This is a genomic window from Streptomyces sp. Je 1-332 (assembly GCF_040730185.1).
Classification (GTDB): Bacteria; Actinomycetota; Actinomycetes; order Streptomycetales; family Streptomycetaceae; genus Streptomyces.
Genome location: NZ_CP160402.1, coordinates 4,736,734 through 4,756,846, shown reverse-complemented (window position 1 = coordinate 4,756,846; position 20,113 = coordinate 4,736,734). Strand labels below are relative to the sequence as shown.

Below are 20,113 nucleotides of genomic sequence, written 5' to 3'. Positions count from 1 at the left end.
GGCTCAGACTCCGGCCCGGGTGCGCTCCTCGGCGGCCGGCACCGCGCCCGCCTGCTTGCCGGTCGCGGCCCGCCGCGGGAGCAGCGCGGCCGCCACGGCGCCCACGCCGACCATCGCGGCGCCGACCCACAGCGCGGGCCCGAGGCCGTCCACGAAGCTCTGGTCGGACTCGTAGCCGCCCTGGGCGGAGAAGGCCGCGGCGAGGATCGCGATGCCGAGGGCGCCGCCGACCTCGCGCAGGGCGTTGTTGGCGCCGGACGCGATGCCCTGCTCGGAGTGGCGGACGCTGGACATCACCAGGTTCGCGGCGGGCGCGAAGTACAGCGCCATGCCGACCCCGCTGATGATCAGGGCGGGCAGCTGGGCGGCGTACGACACATCGGGCTCCAGGACGGCCGCGAACCAGGCGAGGCCGATGGCCTGGAGCGCGAGGCCCGCGGTCACGACGGGACGGCCGCCGATCCGGTCCGAGAGATAGCCCGCGATGGGGGCGACGATCATCGGCATGCCGGTCCAGGGGAGCATCCGCAGGCCCGCCTCGGTGGGCGAGTAGCCGACGACGGTCTGCAGGAACTGCGCGAGCAGGAAGATCGATCCGAACATCCCGACGAACATCAGCAGGCTCGCGGCGTTGATCGCGGAGAACGCACGGTTCCGGAAGAGCCGCATCGGCAGCATCGGGTTCTCGCTGCGGATGCCGTGGCGCACGAAGAGGGCCAGGAGCACGCCGCCGCCTATCAGGCCGGTGAGGACGGTCGCGCTCGTCCAGCCGTCGATGTTGCCGCGGATCAGCGCGTACACGATGCCGAAGAGGCCGCCGCTGGCCAGCAGTGTTCCGGTGATGTCGAGCGGCGCTCCCGTGCCGTACGACTCGGAGAGCCGCAGCCGGGCCAGCGGCAGCACCGCGAGGCCGAGCGGGACGTTCAGCCAGAAGATCCACTGCCAGGACATGTGTTCGGTGAGGCTGCCGCCGATGAGCGGGCCGCCGGCCACCGCGAGGCCGTTGACGGCGCCCCAGATCCCGTACACCTTCCCGCGCTTGGCCGCCGGCACGGCCGCCGTCAGGAGGGTCAGCGTCAGGGGCATCATGATCGCGGCGCCGACGCCCTGGACCGCGCGGGCCGCGATCAGCGCCTCGATGCCGGGCGCGAGGGCCGCGGCGCCGGAGGCTCCGGTGAAGATGGCGAGGCCGGTGATGAAGAGCTTGCGGCGTCCGAAGCGGTCGCCCAGGGCCGCGCCGAACATCAGCAGCACGGCGAAGGTGAGGGTGTAGGCGCTCACCGTCCATTCGAGGTCGTGCAGCGCTCCTCCGAGGTCCTCGCGGATGGCGGGCAGGGCGGTGGTGACGACGAGGTTGTCGAGGGCCGCCATGAATCCGGCGACGCTGGTGATGGCGAGGGCCCAGGCCGCTTCCCCGCGCCGTGGCGGCTGGTGCTGCTGCTTCTGTGACATTGCTTTCCCCTGTGGTTAGTTATTGATGACTAACTTTCATGGGCGCAAAAGTACGCACCCTCCTGACGCACACCGGAGCGTGAATCACTGCTCGGCGCAACTCACCGCTCGGCGCGGATCACCGCTCGACGCGCATCACTGCTTGGGCTGTGTCGGCTTGTAGAAACCGGTCCACACCCGGTGATCGGGATCGAACCCCATCGACACCAGGACGTTGACCAGCATCCCGTACGCCAGGAACTGCGTCGTCTCACCGACGTCCGCACCCAGCGCGAGGCGCACCGTGTCGTACATCTCCATCCAGGAGGCTCGCAGCGCCTCACCGAACTCCCGGTCACCGGACGCCTCCGCGGAGGCTACGGCGACGTACATCTGCATCTGCATGAGGAGCTTGTCCGGGTCGTCGGCGATGAGCGCCTGATAGGCCTCACCCATGGCATGCAGGGCCTCCTCCCCCTCGAGCCCCTCGGCCGCCTTCCTGAAGACCTCGGTGACCTCCCGGCAGCAACGCCCGGACGCGGCGAGGAAGATGGCCTGCTTCCCCGGGAAGAGACGGAAGAGGTAGGGCTGCGATACACCCACCCGCTTGGCGATCACTTCGGTGGACGTGCCGTTGTACCCACCGCGCGCGAACTCGATCATCGCCGCGCGGATGACGCTCTCGCGCCGCTCCTCTGCGCTCATCCTGACCATGCGACTAAGTTAGTGTCCAATCACTACCTTGGTCAAGCGGTCGTCGTGACGACGAGCCACGAAGTAAGGGGCGTCCGCCATAGCGGACGCCCCTTACCCGTGAGACCTGCGATACCTGCGATACCTGCGATCGTCAGGCGAGCTGGACCACGGCGCGCGACATGCCGAGGACCTTCTGGCCCTCGCTGGTCGCCAGCAGGTCCACGCGGACCCGGTTGTCGTCGAGCTTCTGGGCGACCTTGGCGCTGACCTCGACGACCGCGCCCTTGTCGTCGTTCGGGACCACGACGGGCTTGGTGAAGCGCACGCCGTACTCGACGACGGCGGCCGGGTCGCCCACCCAGTCCGTCACCACACGGATCGCCTCGGCCATGGTGAACATGCCGTGCGCGATGACATCGGGGAGGCCGACCTCGACCGCGAACTTCTCGTTCCAGTGGATCGGGTTGAAGTCACCGGAAGCGCCCGCGTACCGCACGAGTGTGGCGCGTGTCACGGGGAAGCTCTGGGCCGTCAGCTCGGTGCCGACCTCGACGCTGTCGTACGAAATCTTGGCGGTCATCGCGTCACGCTCCCTCTGCCGCAGGCTCCGCCGCACGCGCGACGAGCTTCGTCCAGGCGGTCACGACGTGCTCGCCGGCCTCGTCGTGGACCTCGCCGCGGATGTCCAGGATGTCGTTGCCCGCCATCGACTTGATGGCCTCGATGGTCGAGGTGACCGTGAGCCGGTCCCCCGCGCGCACCGGGCGGGTGTACGTGAACTTCTGGTCGCCGTGCACGACGCGGCTGTAGTCGAGCCCCAGCTGCGGGTCCTCGATGACCTGGCCCGCGGCCTTGAACGAGATGGCGAACACGAAGGTCGGGGGTGCGATCACATCCGGGTGCCCGAGCGCCTTGGCGGCCTCCGCGTCGGTGTACGCGGGGTTGGCGTCGCCCACCGCCTCGGCGAACTCACGGATCTTCTCCCGGCCGACCTCATAGGGATCGGTGGGCGGGTAGGACCGCCCCACGAAGGACTGGTCGAGCGCCATGGACTCGGTACCTCCTGCAGGTAGGGGTGACAGGTATGGGTAAACGACGCGAGGCCGCCCCCAGAAATCGGGGACGGCCTCGCGTACGAGCCTGTGTCTAGCGCGTTTCGCGGTGCGCAGTGTGCGCGTTGCAGCGCGGGCAGTGCTTCTTCATCTCAAGACGGTCCGGGTCGTTACGCCGGTTCTTCTTGGTGATGTAGTTCCGCTCCTTGCACTCCACGCAGGCCAGCGTGATCTTCGGGCGGACGTCTGTGGCAGCCACGTGAGTGCTCCTTGACGGACGGATGGACGGATGAACGCAAAAAAATAGTAGCCGATCGAAGGTCCGACCCCACAATCGGCTACCAAATCAGTAGCGGTGACCGGACTTGAACCGGTGACACAGCGATTATGAGCCGCTTGCTCTACCGACTGAGCTACACCGCTGCAGATGCCGGATCCCCTCGCCCGAGGGCGAGGATCACGCGACATCAGAGCCCCAATGCGGAATCGAACCGCAGACCTTCTCCTTACCATGGAGACGCTCTACCGACTGAGCTATTGGGGCGAGCGATGAAGACATTACACGGTCGGTCGCCGATCGCCCAAATCCGTTTCGCCCGTGCTGTCCGGGGGCATTCAGGCAGGCGTCCCGCCCGCCTCACGACGTCACTTCGACCCTCACGCCACGTCGGTTCGACGCCTCACGCCACGTCGGTTCGGCGGCTCAAGGCGGGGCGGTTCGGCGGCTCGTGGTGGGGTGCTTCGGTGACTCGTGGCGGGGTGCTTCGGTGACTCGTGGCCCGGGCGGTCCGCGGGGCACGGAGTGCCGCTTCCGCGGCTCGGGGCCGGCCCGTTTCGCGGCGCGTGGAGTGCCCCCTCGTAGCTCCGCACCACGCCGGTACGACTATTCCGCTCCTCCTCGAAGAGGGCCGGTCGCCGTCCTAGGCTCGACCCACCCTGCGTGATCTTGCTCGACCTACTCTGCGTGATCTTGGACGTCCTGGTCCCGGACGACGCCAGGTCCCGCAGCCGCCCCCGAACCTCAGGAGCGCGATGCCCGACAGCCAGCCGCAGCCCCACTCCTCCGGGTCATCCGGCTCTTCCGGCTCCTCCGGGGACGACGCCGACGCGTCCGCGCTGCTCCTGTGCGGTGCCCGGCTGACCGACGGGCGGACGGTGGACGTGCGGCTCGGCTCCGGGCGCATCGAAGCGGTCGGCACCGCGGGCAGCCTGACCTCGCACGCCACGCGCGTGGACCTCGGCGGCTACCTCCTGCTGCCGGCCGCCGCCGAACCGCACGCGCACAGCGACACGGCACTGTCGGCGGACGCGGAGGGCCCGGCCTCGTACGAACTCGCGGACGTCCAACGCCGGACGACCGAGGCCGCTCTGCTGCAGCTCGGGCACGGCGCGACGGCGCTGCGCTCGCATGTGCGGATCGGCGATGTCCCGGGGCTCACCCCGATGGAGGCGGTGTTGCAGGCGCGGCGTTCGCTGCGCGGCCTGGTCGACCTGGCGGCCGTGGCCGTGCCGCGGCTGCTGACCGGCGTGGCCGGTGCCGACGGGCTCGCGATGCTGCGGGACGCGGTGAAGATGGGCGCCTCCGTAGTGGGCGGCTGCCCCGACCTGGACCCTGATCCGACCGGCTACGTGGAGGCGGTGCTCGAAGTCGCCGCAGAGCACGGCTGCCCAGTCGACCTGCACACGGACGGCAGCGATCCGGCCCGGCTCGGGCGGCTCGCGGCGATGGCGGGCGGGCTGCGGCCCGGGGTGACGATCGGGCCGTGCGGCGGGCTGGGGCGACTGCCGTCGGACGTGGCCGCGCGAACGGCGGAACAGCTGGCGGCGGCCGGCGTGACGGTGGTGTGCCTGCCGCAGGGCGGGTGCGGGAGCGTGGAACGGCGGGGCGCGGTGGCTCCGGTACGGCTGCTGCGGGCGGCCGGGGTGCGGGTCGCCGCGGGCAGCGGGGCCATGCGGGACGTGTCGAACCCCGTGGGGCGCGGGGACCCGCTGGAGGCCGCCTACCTGCTGGCCTCTCGGTGCGGGCTGCGCCCCGGGGAGGCGTACGGCGCGGTCAGCTCGGCGGCGCGGGCCGCGATGGGGCTGCGCCAGGTCCGGGTGGAGGCGGGCTTCCCCGCCGAGCTGCTCGCGGTGCGCGGCGACCATCTCGCGGGGGCGCTCTCGCTCGCGTACAGCCGCATCGTGGTGCACCGGGGGCGCGTGGTGGCACGGACGAGCGCGGTACGGGAGTACTGCGACTCGGCGGCCGCCGTGGCGCTCGACCTGCCCCGGCAGGGCCGGTCCACAGGGAACGGCCCGGGGCGGGCGAAGGGCGCGGAACCCTCGTGAAGACGCCTTGAGGGCGGCTTGAGGGTGGGCTCGAGGGCGGGCGGCACCTCCTGACGTGCACCCGCGTGCGCGGGGCGAACACGCGGGTGCTGTCGTACGGTCGGAGACATGCGCATTGTCATCGCTGGAGGTCATGGTCAGATCGCGCTGCGGCTCGAGCGGTTGCTCGCCGCGCGGGGTGACGAGGTCGTCGGGATCATCCGCAGAGGCGACCAGGAAGCCGACCTGCGGGACGCGGGCGCGCAAGCGGCGCTGTGCGACCTGGAATCGGCGTCGGTGGGCGAGGTCGCCGGGATTCTGGAAGGCGCCGACGCCGCCGTCTTCGCGGCGGGCGCCGGGCCGGGCAGCGGGGCCGACCGCAAGAACACCGTGGACCGCGACGCCGCGGTGCTCTTCGCGGACGCGGCGGAGCGCGCGGGCGTGCGGCGCTACGTGGTCGTGTCGTCGATGGGCGCCGACCCCGCGCACGAGGGCGACGAGATCTTCGACGCCTACCTGCGCGCCAAGGGCGAGGCCGACGCCTCCGTACGCGGCCGCAGGGCCCTGGACTGGACGATCCTGCGCCCCGGCATGCTCACCGACGACGCGGGCACCGGTCTCGTACGCCTGGAGGCGTCGACCGGACGCGGTCCTGTCCCGCGGGACGACGTGGCCGCGGTCCTCGCCGAGCTCGTCGACTCGTCGGCGACGGCGGGCCTGACGCTGGAGCTGGTCAGCGGCTCCACTCCGGTGTCCGTGGCGGTCAAGTCCGTTGCGGGGAACTGACGTTCGTACAGGCCGTACGGGTATGTCGGTCTCCTGAGGGATGCCCCGCGCGCGGGGCGGTGCTTGGCTGGGAGGCACTGCCTACGTGAGGAACGCCATGCCTGCTTCCGATGTGCCCGCCGCGCAGGAAGCCCTCCTGCGGCAGATGTACGCCGTCTTCAGTACCGAAGAGCGCGACGCGTTCATCCCCCGCTCCCTGGCCCCCGACGTGAACTGGCCGAACCTCCTGGACAACACCCGCGCCCGCGGCATAGCGGCGGTCCGCGCCTACTGGGCACGGCAGTTCGCGGTGATGCACCCCCTGGTACACCTGGAGCGGCTGCGGCTCGACGACGACGGGCGGCGGGTCGTGGCGACCGTGCGGCCCGGCTTGCGCGACGAGACGGGCGACCACTGGGCGCCGACGACGGTCGAGCACGTCTACACGTTCCGGGCGGACGGCCTGGTGAGCCGCATGGACGTCCGCCAGCCGTGACCGCCCGCCCGGACCGCGCCAGGCGGCCCTGAAGGCCCGTGAGAGCGCCTCAGAAGAGCGGGAGCTGTCCGGGGAAGTCAGGGACCGCGTAACCGTCCAGAGCGGGCTGTGCGGCGCCCAGCATGGCCTGCCTGCGCGAGCCGGGACAGGACACCAGGTCACCGCTGCCGCGCGCCCCCGGCGGATCATGCCGGGCGAACCGGCCTCCGACGACGGCGATTTCACGGCGGCACTCGGGGCAGTTCCTGCGACGCGACGAGGAGGGCATGGACATCGACATGGCCTCAGCGTACGAAAAGACCCCCTCCGACTCGCGTTTCCGCAAGATCGGAGAGGGTCTCCTTCGTGTGGCGGCGCCAGGATTCGAACCTGGGAAGGCTGAGCCGGCAGATTTACAGTCTGCTCCCTTTGGCCGCTCGGGCACACCGCCTGGGTCGCTGCCCGGAATCGACCGCTTTGCGGCGGCGTTCCGTGGCAACGACGTAAACGATACCTGATGCACAGGGGTGCTTCGCCACCCGATTGATCAGCGCCCGGCGCGGGGGCGGTGGCTAGGCTTTGCGGGTGCGGCCAGGGACCGAAGGCCGTGCACCTGCTCGGTACGCAGACGCACGTAGACGTACACAGACCCCGATACAAGGAGCCACAGGACATGGCCGACTCCAGTTTCGACATCGTCTCGAAGGTCGAGCGGCAGGAGGTCGACAACGCCCTCAACCAGGCCGCCAAGGAGATCTCGCAGCGCTACGACTTCAAGGGCACGGGCGCTTCGATCGCCTGGTCCGGCGAGAAGATCCTGATGGAGGCGAACGGCGAGGAGCGGGTCAAGGCGATCCTCGACATCTTCCAGTCCAAGCTGATCAAGCGCGGCATCTCGCTGAAGTCGCTGGACGCGGGCGAGCCGCAGCTCTCCGGCAAGGAGTACAAGATCTTCGCCTCGATCGAAGAGGGCATCTCCCAGGAGAACGCGAAGAAGGTTGCCAAGATCATCCGCGATGAGGGCCCCAAGGGCGTCAAGGCGCAGGTCCAGGGCGACGAGCTGCGGGTCAGCTCGAAGAGCCGTGACGACCTGCAGGCCGTGCAGACGCTGCTCAAGGGGCAGGACTTCGACTTCGCCGTGCAGTTCGTCAACTACCGGTAATCGCCGGTAGGGACGCAGCAGTAAGTACTGGTGATCGTTCGTTGCACCACGCCGAAGGGCGGGCACCCGGATCGGGTGCCCGCCCTTGCTGCTGGCCGCAGATCGGGGGACTACGCCTCAGGAGGCCTGAGTGGAGGCGTGCGCGGAGGCGTGGGTGGCGCGCTTGTGGCTCAGCGGCGCGAGTGGCCGAAGAGGATGCGGTAGGCCACGAGCAGGACGAGTGAGCCGCCGATCGCCGCTGCCCAGGTCGCGCCGTCGTAGAAGTCGTTGACTATCGGGCGGTCGAGATAGCGGGCGGAGAGCCAGCCGCCGATGAAGGCGCCCGCGATGCCGATGACCGTCGTGCCGATGAAACCGCCCGGGTCGCGGCCGGGCAGCAGGACCTTGGCCACGGCACCTGCGAGCAGCCCGAGAACGATCCAGCTGATGGTGCCCATGCGGTGACCTGCCCCTCTTCGTGCCCTCTTGGTGCTGTTGTCCTGGAGGACGACACAAGGGCGGGGCGTGGTTGCGGTGATCAGCCAGGTGCGGTGTATGACACACGGGCCGCTGCGGCGCGGCCCGGCACGCGCGCCGGCGCGCTAGCGAGCTAGCGCGCCGCGAACGGCTGGTCCGTGCGGACGATTTCGCGGCCGAGCGGCATCAACGACACCGGGATCAGCTTGAAGTTGGCGATGCCCAGCGGGATGCCGATGATCGTGACGCAGAGGGCGAGGCCCGTGACGATGTGGCCGAGCGCCAGCCACCAGCCCGCAAGGACCAGCCACAGGACGTTCGCGATGCAGGACGGTGCGCCCGCGTCGCGGCGCTCGACTGCCGTGTAGCCGAAGGGCCACAGGGCATAGCGGCCGATGCGGAAGCTGGCGACACCGAAGGGGATGCCGATGACCGTGATGCACAGGAGCGCCCCGGCCAGGAGATAGCCGAGGAACATCCAGAAGCCGCACAGGACGAGCCAAATGACGTTCAGGATTGTCTTCACTGTTGGCGACCTGCCATCTGCTCGAGCCGGGCAATGCGCTCCGCCATCGGCGGATGCGTGGAGAACATCTTGGACATGCCCTGCCCCGGACGGAAAGGGTTCGCAATCATCATGTGACTTGCCGTCTCAAGGCGTGGCTCGGGCGGCAGCGGAAGCTGCTTCGTCCCCGCCTCGAGCTTGCGCAGGGCGCTCGCGAGCGCGAGTGGGTCCCCGGTGAGCTGTGCGCCGGACGCGTCGGCCTCGTACTCCCTGGAGCGGCTGATCGCGAGCTGGATGATCGAGGCGGCGAGCGGGCCGAGGAGCATGATCAGGAGCATGCCGAAGATGCCGGGGCCGTCGTTGTCGTTCGACCTGCCGATCGGGATCAGCCAGGCGAAGTTGACCAGGAACATGATCACCGAGGCGAGCGCGCCGGCGACCGACGAGATCAGGATGTCGCGGTTGTAGACGTGGCTGAGTTCGTGGCCGATCACGCCGCGCAGCTCGCGCTCGTCGAGGAGGCGCAGGATGCCGTCGGTGCAGCACACCGCCGCGTTACGGGGGTTGCGGCCCGTCGCGAAGGCGTTCGGCGCCTCGGTGGGCGAGATGTAGAGGCGGGGCATGGGCTGGCGGGCCTGGGTGGAGAGCTCGCGGACCATGCGATACAGCTCGGGGGCCTCGAACTCGCTCACCGGGCGCGCGCGCATGGCGCGCAGGGCGAGCTTGTCGCTGTTCCAGTACGCGTACGCGTTCGTGCCGAGCGCCACGAAGAGCGCGACGATCAGGCCCGTACGCCCGAAGAAACTGCCGATGACGAGGATGAGAGCGGACAGTCCCCCGAGGAGTACGGCGGTCTTCAGCCCGTTGTGCCGGCGGTGCACGGTACGCCCTCCTGTGGTGCGTGGGGGAACCCTCTGCCTACTGGTGCTTCCACTCTTCAGTGGACCCTCCCGTACTGGTCAACGCCAGGCGGGGAGCACTAGTTCCCTTGTGCGCGCAGGAGCGGCGCAGGAGCGGTGTGGGCCGCTCGGGTGACGGCCGCGCGGCCCCCGGAAGAAGGCGACCCGTCAGAAAAGGCCGGTGTCGGAGAACCTCAGGACGAGTTGCGGCGCTCCGGAGAGCGCGACGCCGAGGACCGCGGTGAGGGCGATGGCCGCCGTGAGGGGTGCCGGGACGCGGTGCTTGACGGGCTCGCCCTCGGGGGCGCGGAACAGCAGCGCGGTCCACTGGAGGTAGTAGAAGAGCGCGATCACCACGTTCGCGGCCATCACCACGGCGAGCCAGCCGAGGCCCGCGTCGACCGCCGCGGAGAAGACGGTGACCTTCGCGAAGAGGCCGATGATGCCCGGCGGCAGGCCCGCGAGGCAGAGCAGGAAGAAGCCGAGCACCAGGGCCGCGAGGGGGCTTCGCGCGTACAGGCCCCGGTAGTCGCTGACGCGGTTCAGGCGCTGCGTACGGCCGACGAGCGCGGCTACGGCGAAGGCGCCGAGGTTCACGGCCGCGTACATGAGGGCGTACGCGACGGTGGAGCCGACGGCCTTCTCCGCCTCGGCGGGGTTGTCGGCGTATCCGGCCGCGGCGATCGGCACCAGGAGGTATCCCGCCTGGCCGACCGAGGACCAGGCGAGCAGACGGACCGCGCTGTACGCGCGCGTGGCCTGTTGGCGCAGCGCAGCCACGTTGCCCGCGGTCATGGTGAGGGCGGCGAGCACGGCGAGTGCCGGGCCCCACACGTCCGCGTACGAGGGGAAGGCGACGACGGTGACGAGGATCAGACCGGTGAAGCCGACCGCCTTACCGACGACCGAGAGGTAGGCCGCCACCGGCAAGGGAGCGCCTACGTAGGTGTCGGGCACCCAGAAGTGGAAGGGCACGGCGGCCACCTTGAAGGCGAAACCGACGAGGGTGAGGGCGACGCCGGTCTGGGCGAGGGTGTCCAGCTGCCCGTCGACGTGTTGGAGCTCCTCGGCGATCTCCGTGAGGTGCATGGTCCCGGTCGCGGCGTACACGAAGCTGACGCCCATCAGCGTCACGGCGGTGGCGGTGACGGAGGAGAGGAAGAACTTCAGAGCCGCCTCGGAGGACCGCTTGTCGCCGTGCCTGAGGCCGACGAGCGCGAAGGCGGGCAGGGAGGCGACTTCGAGGGCGACGATGAGCGTGGCGAGGTCGCGCGAGGCGGGCAGCAGCGCGGCGCCCGCCGCGGAGGAGAGCAGCAGGAACCAGAACTCCCCTTCGGGGAGTTCCTTGGCGGTGCCGTTCGCGTCCTTGAGTGTGCTGATCGAGAGCAGGGCGGCCAGCAGGGCGCCGCCGATGACGAGGAGTTGGATGACGAGCGTGAAGCGGTCGGCGGTGTAGCTGCAGGCCTCCGCGCCACCGGTCAGGCAGAAGGTCGACCGGTCGTCGTTCAGGAGCGGCAGCAGGGAGAGCGCGGCGACGGCGAGGCCCGCCACGGAGATCCAGCCGAGCAGCGCCTTCTTCTTGTCGCCCACGAAGAGGTCGACGACGAGCACGAGGAGACCGACGACCGCCGCGATGGTGGGCGGAGCGATCGCGAGCCAGTCCACGGACTGGACGACGTCGGCGGCGCTTTCGGCGGCCACGATCACGACTTGCCTCCTGAGAGGAGCTGCTGCACGGCCGGGTCGGTGAGGCCGAGCAGAGCGGCGGGCCAGAGTCCGGCGAGGACGGTGAGGGCGACGAGCGGGGTCCAGGCGGCGAACTCATAGCCCTGGACGTCGGCGAGCGCCGGGGATTCGGACTTGGCGGCGCCCTCTGGCTGCTGGGCCTCCTGGGACCCCCGGGGCCCGTGAGTCATCGGGCCCATGCAGACGCGGCGTACGACGATGAGCATGTACGCGGCGGTGAGCAGGGTGCCGACGGCGGCGATCGCCATGAACGTGAGGAAGGCGGGGCGGCTGAGCCCGTCGGCGGGCTTGAACGCGCCGAACAGCGCGAGCATTTCGCCCCAGAACCCGGCGAGGCCCGGAAGTCCGAGCGAGGCGACGGCGCCGAAGGCGAGGAGGCCGCCGAGGCGGGGCGCCCTGCCGTAGAGCGCGGCGCCCGACTCCTGCGCGAGGGTGTCGAGGTCGCTGGTGCCGGTGCGGTCCTTCAGCGCGCCGACGAGGAAGAACAGCAGGCCGGTGATGAGGCCGTGCGCGATGTTCGCGAACAGCGCGCCGTTCACGCCGGTCGGGCTCATCGTCGAGATGCCGAGCAGTACGAAGCCCATGTGGCCCACGGACGAATACGCGATGAGGCGCTTGAGATCGCCCTTCGCGCCCTGCTTGGCGAGGGCGAGGCAGGCGAGTGATCCGTAAATGATCCCGACGACCGCGAAGGCCGCGAGGTACGGCGCGAAGGTCTGCATTCCGTCGGGCGCGATCGGCAGCAGGATCCGGACGAAGCCGTACGTGCCCATCTTCAGCAGCACGCCTGCCAGCAGGACCGAGCCGACGGTCGGCGCGGCGGTGTGCGCGTCCGGCAGCCAGCTGTGCAGCGGCCACATCGGCGTCTTGACCGCGAGCCCGATCCCGATCGCCAGAACGGCGATGACCTGCACGGATGTGCTCAGCCGGGGGCCGTTGTCAGTGGCGAGTGCCACCATGTCGAATGTGCCGGACTTGAGGCCGATGAGGAGGAGACCGAGCAGCATCACGACGGAGCCGAGAAGCGTGTAGAGGATGAACTTCCAAGCAGCTTGCGTGCGTTGGGCGCCGCCCCAGCGTGCGATGAGGAAGTACATCGGGATGAGGACCATCTCGAACGCCAGGAAGAACAGCAGCAGGTCGAGGACGGCGAAGGTCGCGAGGGTGCCGGACTCGAGCACGAGGATCAGCGCGACGAATGCCTTGGGGGACGGCCCGGTCGGCATTTTGAAATAGCTGTACATCGCGCAGAGGAAGGTCAGCAGCGCGGTCAGGACCAGGAGGGGGAGCGAGATGCCGTCGATGCCGAGGTGGATGCGCACGTCGAGTGCGGGGATCCAGCTGATATCGGTCGTGGCCTGCATCTTTGACGGATGGTCATGGTCAAAGCCGAGTGCCAGGATGATCGCTGCGATGAGGATCGCACCGGTGACGAACACGCCGTGGCGCAGTACGGCCTGGTCGGGTGACTTCCCCTTCAGTCCGGGCGGGGCCGGGAGCAGGGCGGCCACGGCGCCGATGAGCGGGCCGACCACGATCAACGCGAGAAGAAGCTGCATCACGGATTCACTGATATCGATCACGGCTGCTCACGCTCCGGCGGTGGCGACGAGGACGGCGGCGACAGCCAGGACGACGGTGCCTGCGAGCAGCGCGCTCAGGTAGGTCTGCACGTTGCCGGTCTGCGCGCGGCGGACGGCCGCGCCGAGCCAGCGGGGTGCGGTGCCCGCGCCGCGTACGTACGTGTCGACGACCTCGCGGTCGAGGAACCGGACGAGGCGCGCGGCGGCCTGGACGGGGCGCACGAACAGGGCGGCGTAGACGGCGTCGAGGTGGAAGCCGACGGCGGCGTGGCGGTGCAGTGGGCCGAGCAGGAGGCGGCCGGGGTCGGCCGGGTCGTGGGCCTGGGCCACGTCTCCGTAGGCGGGGGCGTGCGAGGCGATGGCCTCGGCTTCGACCAGGCCTCCGTCGGCGCCCGTGTCGGCGGCGACCGCGCCCATCGGATGGCGGACGGCAAGCGCCGTGGTGTGCCGCCACGCTCCGTACGTGACGAGCCCGCCGACGAGGGCGAGTCCCGTGCCGAGGACGGAGGTGGTGAGGGTCGGGGTGAGCGAGTGGCCGTCGAACCAGTCCGGCAGGACGCCGACGGTGAGGCCGAAGGCGAGCGAGGGGACGGCGAGCACCCAGAGCACGGCGGTCATCGTGACCGGCTGCTTTCCGTGGTCCGGGGCTTCGGGGCCCTGGCCGTTGAAGGCGAGCAGCCACAGACGCGTCGCGTAGGCGGCGGTGAGGAGGGCGGTCAGCAGGCCGGCGATCAGGACGATCCAGCCCGCCGCGGTGGGGGCGGTCTCGGAGTGACCGGTGGCCGCGTGTTCGGCGGCGCCCAGGACGGCTTCCTTGGAGAAGAAGCCGCTGAAGGGCGGGATCGCGGCGAGCGCGAGGAGTGCCACGGTCATCGTCCAGAAGGCGTCGGGGACGCGGTCGCGCAGGCCCTTCATGCGGGACATCGCGGCGAGGGAGTTGGTGCCGGCGGCGTGGATGATCACGCCGGCGCCGAGGAAGAGGAGCGCCTTGAAGGCACCGTGCGAGAGGAGGTGGAAGACGGCGGCGCCGCGGTCGCCGACGGCGAGGGCGCCGGTCAGATAGCCGAGTTGGCCGATCGTCGAGTAGGCGAGGACGCGCTTGATGTCGTCCTGGGCGAGCGCGGCGAGGGCCGAGCCGGCCATCGTGACGGCGGCCATGACGGCGAGGACGACCAGTGCTGCCGATGAGGCGGCGAAGACCGGGAGGAGGCGGGCGACGAAGTAGACACCGGCGGCGACCATCGTCGCGGCGTGGATGAGCGCGGAGACGGGGGTGGGGCCCGCCATCGCGTCGGGCAGCCAGGTGTGCAGCGGGAACTGCGCGGACTTGCCCGCCACACCGGCGAGGAGCAGCAGGGCGATCAGCGTGGGGTGGTCGAGGCCGCCGCCCGCGACCGTCCCGAGGATCGTCGTGATGCGGAAGGACCCGGCGTCGACGGCGAGCGCGAACAGGCCGATCAGGAAGGGGACGTCGCCGAGCTTGGTGACCAGGAAGGCCTTGAGGGAGGCGGCGCGGGCTTCGGGCGTCTCCCAGTAGTGGCCGACGAGGAAGTACGAGCAGATGCCCATGATCTCCCAGCCGACCAGGAGCACCATCAGGTCGCCGGAGTAGACGACGAGCAGCATCGCGGAGGTGAAGAGGGAGACGAGAGCGGCGTACGAGGGGTAGCGCGGGTCGTCGCGCAGATAGCCCGTCGAGTAGATCTGCACGCAGGAGGCGACGACGCCGACCAGGACGGCGACGAGGGCGGCGAAGCCGTCGATGTGCAGGGCGAGTTCGATGGGGACCGAGCCGGTCGGAGTGAGCTCGGTGGCGGAGTCGATGTCGGCGCCGCCACCGTGGCGGACGGCGACCAGGACGGCGAGGACCAGCGCCGCCAGAGTGGGCAGCACCGCGAGGGGGCGTACGAGACCGGGGGCGGTGCGGCCGAGGAGGAGGCCGGCGACCGCGCCGAGGAACGGCAGGAGGGGGACGAGTACGGCGAGGGTGGTCGTGGTCACGCGGCGGCCTCAGCCTTCTGCGACTTCTGCGAGGACTTGGCCGGGGCGGGCTCTTCGCTGCCGGGTTCTTCGGCGGCGGCGCCCTCAGCGTCGTCGTCGGGGTCGTCGTCGGGGTCGTCCGGACCCTCGGCGGTGTCGCGGAGGTCGTCGACGGCGGAGGAGCCGCGGTTGCGGTAGACCGCCAGGACGATAGCGAGGCCGATGCCGATCTCCGCCGCGGCGATGGCGATGGTGAAGAGGGTCAGGGCCTGGCCGGAGTGGAGGGCGTCGCGGAGCCAGACGTCGAAGGCGACCAGGTTGAGGTTGACGGCGTTGAGCATGAGCTCGACGGACATCAGGACCAGGATCGCGTTGCGGCGGGCGAGCACTCCGTACAGGCCCACGCAGAAGAGGAGGACGGCCAGGACGGCGGGATAGGCGAGGTGCATCAGCGCTGCTCCTTGTCGCCGGCGGCACCGGTCGGGCGGCTCTCGGCGGCGGCATCTGACGGGCGGCTCTCGGCGGCGGCACCGGTCGGGCGGCTTTGGGCCGTGGCGCCTGGCGGGCGGCTTTGGGGCGCGGCGCCTGGCGTGCGGCCTGTGCCGGGGGTGCCCGGCGTGGGGCTTGTGTTGCCGGGGGTGCCTGGTGTGGGGGTGTTGCCGGGGGTGCCGTTCAGGCGGGTCATTCGGGCGTTCCTGCGGGAGAGGACGATCGCGCCGACCAGTGCGGCGAGGAGCAGGACCGAGAGGGCCTCGAAGGGCAGCACCCAGTGCCGGAAGAGGAACTCTCCGGTCACCGCGGTGGAGCCCTGGGCCTCGTCGGCGGCGCGGTCGAGGTCGATCCACTCCGTCCGGAAGGCGTCGACGACCACCCAGACCAGCAGGCCCGCGGCGAGGACGGCCACCGCGAGCGCGACCGGGCGGTTGCCCGAATCGGCGTCCGGGGAGCGGCCGATGGGGGCGCGGGTCAGCATCAGACCGAAGAGGAGGAGTACGACGACGGAGCCTACGTAGATCAGGACCTGCACCCAGGCGATGAACTCGGCGGTGAGCAGGAGGTACTCGACGGCCAGGCCGCCGAGCGTCGCCACGAGCCACAGGGCGGCGTGCACCAGCTGCTTGGTGGTGACGGTGACGATCGCCGAGCCGAGGGTGACGAGGCCGACCAGGAGGAAGGCGATCTCGACTCCCGTCGGGGAGAGGAAGCCTTGGGGGGCGTTGGCCGCCAGGGAGGTGGCGGTGGCTGTGAGGGTCACGCGTCTCCCTCCGGTCCGGCGGCTTGGCCCTGCTGTGCGGCTGCTTCGGATTCCCGCGCCGCGGCTTCGGACCCCTGCGCCGCGGCTTCGGGCCCCTGCGCCGCTGCTTCGGTTTCCTGGGCCGCGGCTTCGGCTTCCTGTGCGGCGGCCAGCTTCTCCGCTGCCTTGCGGGCGGTGACGATCTCCTTGGGGTCCTCGGCCGCGGGGTCGAGGGCCGGCGGGGCGGGGACCGTCCACATCCAGTCGCGGAGCTTGTCGCGCTCGTGGGTGAGTTCGTGGATGTCGGTCTCGGCGTACTCGAACTCCGGTGACCAGAACAGTGCGTCGAAGGGGCAGACCTCGATGCAGATACCGCAGTACATGCAGAGGGAGAAGTCGATGGCGAAGCGGTCGAGGACGTTGCGGCTGCGCTCGCGGCCGCCCTCGACGGCGGGCGGGACCGTCTCCTTGTGGGAGTCGATGTAGATGCACCAGTCCGGGCACTCGCGGGCGCAGAGCATGCAGACCGTGCAGTTCTCCTCGAAGAGCCCGATGACGCCGCGGGTGCGGGGCGGGAGTTCGGGCTGGTGCTCCGGGTACTGCTCGGTGACGGTCTTCTTCGTCATCGTGCGGAGGGTGACGGCGAGGCCCTTGGCCAGGCCGCTGCCAGGGATCGGAGGCATTAGTTGATCGCCACCTTCACGATGCCGGTGAGCGCGATCTGCGCGAGGGCGAGCGGGACGAGGAGGGTCCAGGAGAGCTTCTGGAGCTGGTCCTCGCGGAGACGGGGGTAGCTGACGCGTAGCCAGATCACGACGAAGGCGAGCAGTCCGGTCTTCAGGAGGGTCCAGATCCAGCCGAGGCCGTCTGCGCCCCAGGGGCCGTGCCAGCCGCCGAGGAAGAGGACGGTGGTGAGGCCGCAGAGTACGACGATTCCGGCGTACTCGGCGAGGAGGAAGAGGGCGAAGCGCAGGCCCGTGTACTCGGTGTACGCACCGAAGATGATCTCCGAGTCGGCGACCGGCATGTCGAAGGGCGGGCGCTGGAGTTCGGCGAGGCCCGCGATGAAGAAGACCAGGGCGCCGACGATCTGCCAGGGCAGCCACCACCACTCGAAGGCGTTCAGGATGCCGGGCAGCGACACCGTCCCGGCGGCCATCGCGACCGAGGCCGCGGCGAGCAGCATCGGGAGTTCGTACGCCAGGAGCTGGGCCGCGGTGCGCAGGCCGCCGAGGAGGGAGAACTTGTTGGCGCTGGCCCAGCCCGCCATGAGCGAGCCGAGTACGCCGATGCCCATGACCGCGAGCACGAAGAAGATGCCCGCGTCGACGAGCTGGCCGACGGCGCCTTCGCTCGGGCCGATCGGGATGGCGACCAGGACGAGGAGGTACGGCAGCAGGGAGATGGCGGGGGCGAGCTGGAAGATCCGCCGGTCGGCCTTGGCCGGCACGACGTCTTCCTTCTGCGCGAACTTCACGCCGTCGGCGACGAGCTGGGCCCAGCCGTGGAAACCGCCCGCGTGCATGGGGCCGAGGCGGCCCTGCATGTGGGCCATCACCTTGTGCTCGGTCTGGCCGACGACCAGGGGCAGGACGAGGAATGCGGCGAAGACGATGAGCAGACGCAGGGCGACGTCGAGAACGTCGGTCACTCCGAGCCTCCTTGGCGGTCGGCTTCATCGTCGGGCTTGGCTGGGGCGGGCTTTGAGGGGTCGGGCTTGGCCGGGGCCGGCTTGGCGGGGGCCGGCTTGGCGGGGGCCGGCTTGGCGGGGGCCGGCTTGGCGCTCTCCCCCTCGCTCGCGTCGAACGCCGGGCGGGCCTGGTGCCACGGAGCGTCGGAAGCAGGTGCCGACGGCTCGGGCTTCGCCTCCGGTGCCGGAGCAGCCTCGGGCTTCGCCTCCGGTGCCGGAGCAGCCTCGGGCTTCGCCTCAGGCGCCGGAACGGCCGGTGCCTCCGGTCGCTGCGAAGCCGACCCCTGGCTCACACTCCGCGAACGGCGCGGTGCGGGTGCCGGAGTCTCCGGCTGGGCGCCCGCTGCCTGGCTGGCCGAGCCCTCTCCCGCCGTGCGTGCCCGGCGTACGGGACGGTCGCCCGCCGCGCGGGCGGCGCCGCGGGCCGGGCGGGCCGGGGCCGCCGGGAGCTGGCCCTTGAGGGGGCCCCATTCGTTCGGGTCGGGTACGCCGGGCGGCAGCATCTGGCGGCGCTTGGGCCCGCCGTGCTCCGACTCCCCCGGCTCCTTCGCGCCGGGCCACGCCTTGGCGACGCGCGCCGCCAGGACGAAGTCCTTGCGCAGGGGGTGGCCTTCGAAGGTGTCGGGGAGGAGCAGCGGGACCAGGTGCGGGTGGCCCTCGAAAGCCACGCCGAACATCTCGTGTGTCTCGCGCTCGTGCCATGCCGCGCCCGCGTAGACGCCGACCGCCGTCGGCAGGACCGGGGCGTCGTGCGGAACGGTCGTACGGACGAGGAGGCGACGTACGGGAGCCAGGGCGACGACGTGGGCCGAGACGTGGAAGCCCGTGCCCGGTTCGTCGACGGCGCTCAGCCAGTCGAAGTAGGTGCAGGTCAGGGCCGTGCGCGCGGTTTCGAGCGCCGCGATCCACGAGCTCGGCGGGACGTCGACCGTCAGGAGGTCGTACGACTCGCCCGCCGTGGCGTCCGCGCCGAAGAGCTCCTCGACGGGGCTCGGCAGCCAGCCGGTCATGCCTTCCCCTCCCCAGAGCCTGAGTCAGAGGCCGGCACCGGCGGCTTCACGAGCCCGCTCTGCAGGGCCGCCGTCGAAGGGCGGCTGCCGTTGCCCTTACCGCGCCCGTACCGCTCCCCCAGCGACTCCGCCGCGATCTTCTCCTGGAGCTTGAGGATGCCCTGGAGCAGCGCCTCGGGCCGGGGCGGGCAGCCGGGTACGTAGACGTCGACCGGAATGATCTGGTCGACGCCCTTGGTCACCGCGTACGAATCCCAGTACGGGCCACCGCAGTTGGAGCAGGCGCCGAAGGAGATGACGTACTTGGGCTCGGGCATCTGCTCGTACAGGCGCTTCACGGCCGGGGCCATCTTGTCCGTGACCGTGCCGGAGACGACCATCAGGTCGGCCTGGCGCGGGCCCGGTGCGAACGGGATCACGCCGAGCCGGATGAAGTCGTGCCGGGCCATGGAGGCGGCGATGAACTCGATGGCGCAACACGCGAGGCCGAAGTTGAAGACCCACAGCGAGTACCGGCGGCCCCAGTTGAGGACCACCTTCATCGGCTCGGGGGCCAGCCGTGACAGCACGCCCAGCTTCTGCGGCTCGGGTGTGGGGAGCACGGTCGGCTCGGGCAGGAGCACGGGCTCCGGGGTGACGTCCGTGCGAGGACGCTCCGGGGTCACGTCCATGTGAGGACGCCCTTCTTGTATGCGTACAGCAGGCCCACGGTCAGGAAGCCGAGGAAGACGAACATCTCCAACAGCGTCGTCGCACCGTAGCCGGGCGCGGCGAAAACCGTCGCCCAGGGAAAGAGGAAGATCGAGTCGACGGCGAAGATGACATAGAGGAACGCGTAGACGTAGTAGCGGACCTGGGTATGTGCCCAGCCCTCGCCGACCGGGTCGACGCCGCACTCGTACGTCAGGAGCTTCTCGGGTGTCGGCACGACGGGACGCAACAGCCGCCCCGCGCCGAAGGCGACGGCGACGAACAGCACGCCGACGACGGCGAGCAGTCCGACGACGGAGTACGACTGGTAGTAGCTCGCCGCGACGTTCGTCACGTGCACGTCAGCCCCTCACTCCCTGACCGCCTCTGACACCCAGCGCTGTTCGACGATCTGTACGCACGGGAGTCTAG

23 protein-coding genes and 3 tRNA genes are annotated in these 20,113 nt (G+C 70.5%); 4 read left to right on the top strand and 22 right to left on the bottom strand.

Translation table 11 applies throughout. The annotated features are described in order from the left end of the window. Positions 1-3 precede the first annotated feature (3 nt). From ABXJ52_RS21630 to ABXJ52_RS21600, 7 genes are all read right to left on the bottom strand, one after another. Positions 4-1,452: a DHA2 family efflux MFS transporter permease subunit gene (locus ABXJ52_RS21630; RefSeq protein WP_367044280.1), complete on the bottom strand. Its 1,449-nt coding sequence runs from the start codon at positions 1,450-1,452 to the stop codon at positions 4-6. A 135-nt stretch (positions 1,453-1,587) separates the two neighbouring features. After that, positions 1,588-2,145 (bottom strand): TetR/AcrR family transcriptional regulator, encoded by a 558-nt coding sequence (locus ABXJ52_RS21625; protein WP_367044279.1) that lies wholly within the window; start codon positions 2,143-2,145, stop codon positions 1,588-1,590. Between the two features lie 133 nt (positions 2,146-2,278). Further along, entirely contained in the window at positions 2,279-2,707 is a 429-nt protein-coding gene (locus ABXJ52_RS21620) for a MaoC family dehydratase (RefSeq protein WP_367044278.1), read from the bottom strand. 4 nt (positions 2,708-2,711) lie between these two features. Next, complete coding sequence (locus ABXJ52_RS21615; RefSeq protein WP_367044276.1) at positions 2,712-3,176, bottom strand: MaoC family dehydratase N-terminal domain-containing protein; 465 nt, start codon at positions 3,174-3,176, stop codon at positions 2,712-2,714. A 97-nt stretch (positions 3,177-3,273) separates the two neighbouring features. Further along, a complete protein-coding gene (gene rpmG, locus ABXJ52_RS21610) occupies positions 3,274-3,438 on the bottom strand; it encodes a 50S ribosomal protein L33 (RefSeq protein WP_004571794.1) in 165 nt (54 codons plus the stop codon). A 91-nt stretch (positions 3,439-3,529) separates the two neighbouring features. Beyond that, positions 3,530-3,602: transfer RNA gene (locus ABXJ52_RS21605), tRNA-Met, on the bottom strand. Positions 3,603-3,650: 48 nt separating this feature from the next. Next, positions 3,651-3,723, bottom strand: a tRNA-Thr gene (locus ABXJ52_RS21600). Positions 3,724-4,211: 488 nt separating this feature from the next. Here ABXJ52_RS21600 and ABXJ52_RS21595 point away from each other — a divergent pair. The 3 genes from ABXJ52_RS21595 (at position 4,212) to ABXJ52_RS21585 (ending at position 6,747) form a co-directional block, all read left to right on the top strand. Next, the gene (locus tag ABXJ52_RS21595; protein ID WP_367044275.1) at positions 4,212-5,507 is read left to right on the top strand and encodes an amidohydrolase family protein; all 1,296 of its coding nucleotides are present in this window, start codon (positions 4,212-4,214) and stop codon (positions 5,505-5,507) included. A gap of 108 nt (positions 5,508-5,615) precedes the next feature. Then, on the top strand, positions 5,616-6,272 hold the full coding sequence (locus ABXJ52_RS21590; protein WP_367044274.1) for an NAD(P)H-binding protein: 657 nt from the start codon (positions 5,616-5,618) through the stop codon (positions 6,270-6,272). A 97-nt stretch (positions 6,273-6,369) separates the two neighbouring features. Then, positions 6,370-6,747 carry a nuclear transport factor 2 family protein gene (locus ABXJ52_RS21585; protein WP_367044272.1) on the top strand — a complete coding sequence of 126 codons (378 nt, stop codon included), beginning with the start codon at positions 6,370-6,372 and terminating at the stop codon, positions 6,745-6,747. 49 nt (positions 6,748-6,796) lie between these two features. Here ABXJ52_RS21585 and ABXJ52_RS21580 read toward each other — a convergent pair whose 3' ends face one another. Together ABXJ52_RS21580 and ABXJ52_RS21575 are read right to left on the bottom strand one after the other, a co-directional pair. Next, a complete protein-coding gene (locus ABXJ52_RS21580; RefSeq protein WP_367044271.1) occupies positions 6,797-7,027 on the bottom strand; it encodes a hypothetical protein in 231 nt (76 codons plus the stop codon). A 68-nt stretch (positions 7,028-7,095) separates the two neighbouring features. Then, a tRNA-Tyr gene (locus ABXJ52_RS21575) sits at positions 7,096-7,177 on the bottom strand. A gap of 222 nt (positions 7,178-7,399) precedes the next feature. Between ABXJ52_RS21575 and ABXJ52_RS21570 the strand changes: the two genes are divergently transcribed. Continuing rightward, on the top strand, positions 7,400-7,888 hold the full coding sequence (locus ABXJ52_RS21570) for a YajQ family cyclic di-GMP-binding protein (RefSeq protein WP_367044270.1): 489 nt from the start codon (positions 7,400-7,402) through the stop codon (positions 7,886-7,888). 170 nt (positions 7,889-8,058) lie between these two features. Here the strand turns inward: ABXJ52_RS21570 and ABXJ52_RS21565 are convergent, their stop codons facing one another. The 13 genes from ABXJ52_RS21565 to ABXJ52_RS21505 form a co-directional block, all read right to left on the bottom strand. Further along, a complete protein-coding gene (locus tag ABXJ52_RS21565) occupies positions 8,059-8,325 on the bottom strand; it encodes a GlsB/YeaQ/YmgE family stress response membrane protein (protein WP_367044269.1) in 267 nt (88 codons plus the stop codon). A 152-nt stretch (positions 8,326-8,477) separates the two neighbouring features. After that, a complete protein-coding gene (locus tag ABXJ52_RS21560; protein WP_367044268.1) occupies positions 8,478-8,870 on the bottom strand; it encodes a YccF domain-containing protein in 393 nt (130 codons plus the stop codon). Continuing rightward, positions 8,867-9,730, bottom strand: a complete 864-nt coding sequence (gene htpX, locus ABXJ52_RS21555) for a zinc metalloprotease HtpX (protein ID WP_367044267.1) — start codon at positions 9,728-9,730, stop codon at positions 8,867-8,869. Before htpX ends, ABXJ52_RS21560 begins: the two co-directional genes overlap by 4 nt. 186 nt (positions 9,731-9,916) lie before the next feature. Then, positions 9,917-11,455: an NADH-quinone oxidoreductase subunit N gene (locus ABXJ52_RS21550; RefSeq protein ID WP_367044266.1), complete on the bottom strand. Its 1,539-nt coding sequence runs from the start codon at positions 11,453-11,455 to the stop codon at positions 9,917-9,919. Beyond that, positions 11,452-13,077 (bottom strand): NADH-quinone oxidoreductase subunit M, encoded by a 1,626-nt coding sequence (locus ABXJ52_RS21545; RefSeq protein ID WP_367044265.1) that lies wholly within the window; start codon positions 13,075-13,077, stop codon positions 11,452-11,454. The genes ABXJ52_RS21550 and ABXJ52_RS21545 overlap by 4 nt, the downstream gene beginning before the upstream one ends. 6 nt (positions 13,078-13,083) lie before the next feature. Further along, on the bottom strand, positions 13,084-15,078 hold the full coding sequence (locus ABXJ52_RS21540; protein WP_367044264.1) for an NADH-quinone oxidoreductase subunit L: 1,995 nt from the start codon (positions 15,076-15,078) through the stop codon (positions 13,084-13,086). Further along, positions 15,075-15,506: an NADH-quinone oxidoreductase subunit NuoK gene (gene nuoK, locus ABXJ52_RS21535; protein WP_367044263.1), complete on the bottom strand. Its 432-nt coding sequence runs from the start codon at positions 15,504-15,506 to the stop codon at positions 15,075-15,077. Before nuoK ends, ABXJ52_RS21540 begins: the two co-directional genes overlap by 4 nt. Then, complete coding sequence (locus ABXJ52_RS21530) at positions 15,506-16,312, bottom strand: NADH-quinone oxidoreductase subunit J (protein WP_367044262.1); 807 nt, start codon at positions 16,310-16,312, stop codon at positions 15,506-15,508. The genes nuoK and ABXJ52_RS21530 overlap by 1 nt, the downstream gene beginning before the upstream one ends. Then, positions 16,309-16,974: an NADH-quinone oxidoreductase subunit I gene (locus ABXJ52_RS21525; protein ID WP_367044261.1), complete on the bottom strand. Its 666-nt coding sequence runs from the start codon at positions 16,972-16,974 to the stop codon at positions 16,309-16,311. Before ABXJ52_RS21525 ends, ABXJ52_RS21530 begins: the two co-directional genes overlap by 4 nt. Beyond that, positions 16,974-17,942: a complex I subunit 1 family protein gene (locus ABXJ52_RS21520; RefSeq protein ID WP_367044260.1), complete on the bottom strand. Its 969-nt coding sequence runs from the start codon at positions 17,940-17,942 to the stop codon at positions 16,974-16,976. The genes ABXJ52_RS21525 and ABXJ52_RS21520 overlap by 1 nt, the downstream gene beginning before the upstream one ends. Continuing rightward, positions 17,939-18,991 carry an NADH-quinone oxidoreductase subunit C gene (locus tag ABXJ52_RS21515; RefSeq protein WP_367044259.1) on the bottom strand — a complete coding sequence of 351 codons (1,053 nt, stop codon included), beginning with the start codon at positions 18,989-18,991 and terminating at the stop codon, positions 17,939-17,941. The genes ABXJ52_RS21520 and ABXJ52_RS21515 overlap by 4 nt, the downstream gene beginning before the upstream one ends. After that, positions 18,988-19,662 (bottom strand): NADH-quinone oxidoreductase subunit B family protein, encoded by a 675-nt coding sequence (locus tag ABXJ52_RS21510; protein WP_367044258.1) that lies wholly within the window; start codon positions 19,660-19,662, stop codon positions 18,988-18,990. The genes ABXJ52_RS21515 and ABXJ52_RS21510 overlap by 4 nt, the downstream gene beginning before the upstream one ends. After that, positions 19,653-20,042 (bottom strand): NADH-quinone oxidoreductase subunit A, encoded by a 390-nt coding sequence (locus ABXJ52_RS21505; protein WP_367044257.1) that lies wholly within the window; start codon positions 20,040-20,042, stop codon positions 19,653-19,655. The genes ABXJ52_RS21510 and ABXJ52_RS21505 overlap by 10 nt, the downstream gene beginning before the upstream one ends. Positions 20,043-20,113 lie beyond the last annotated feature (71 nt).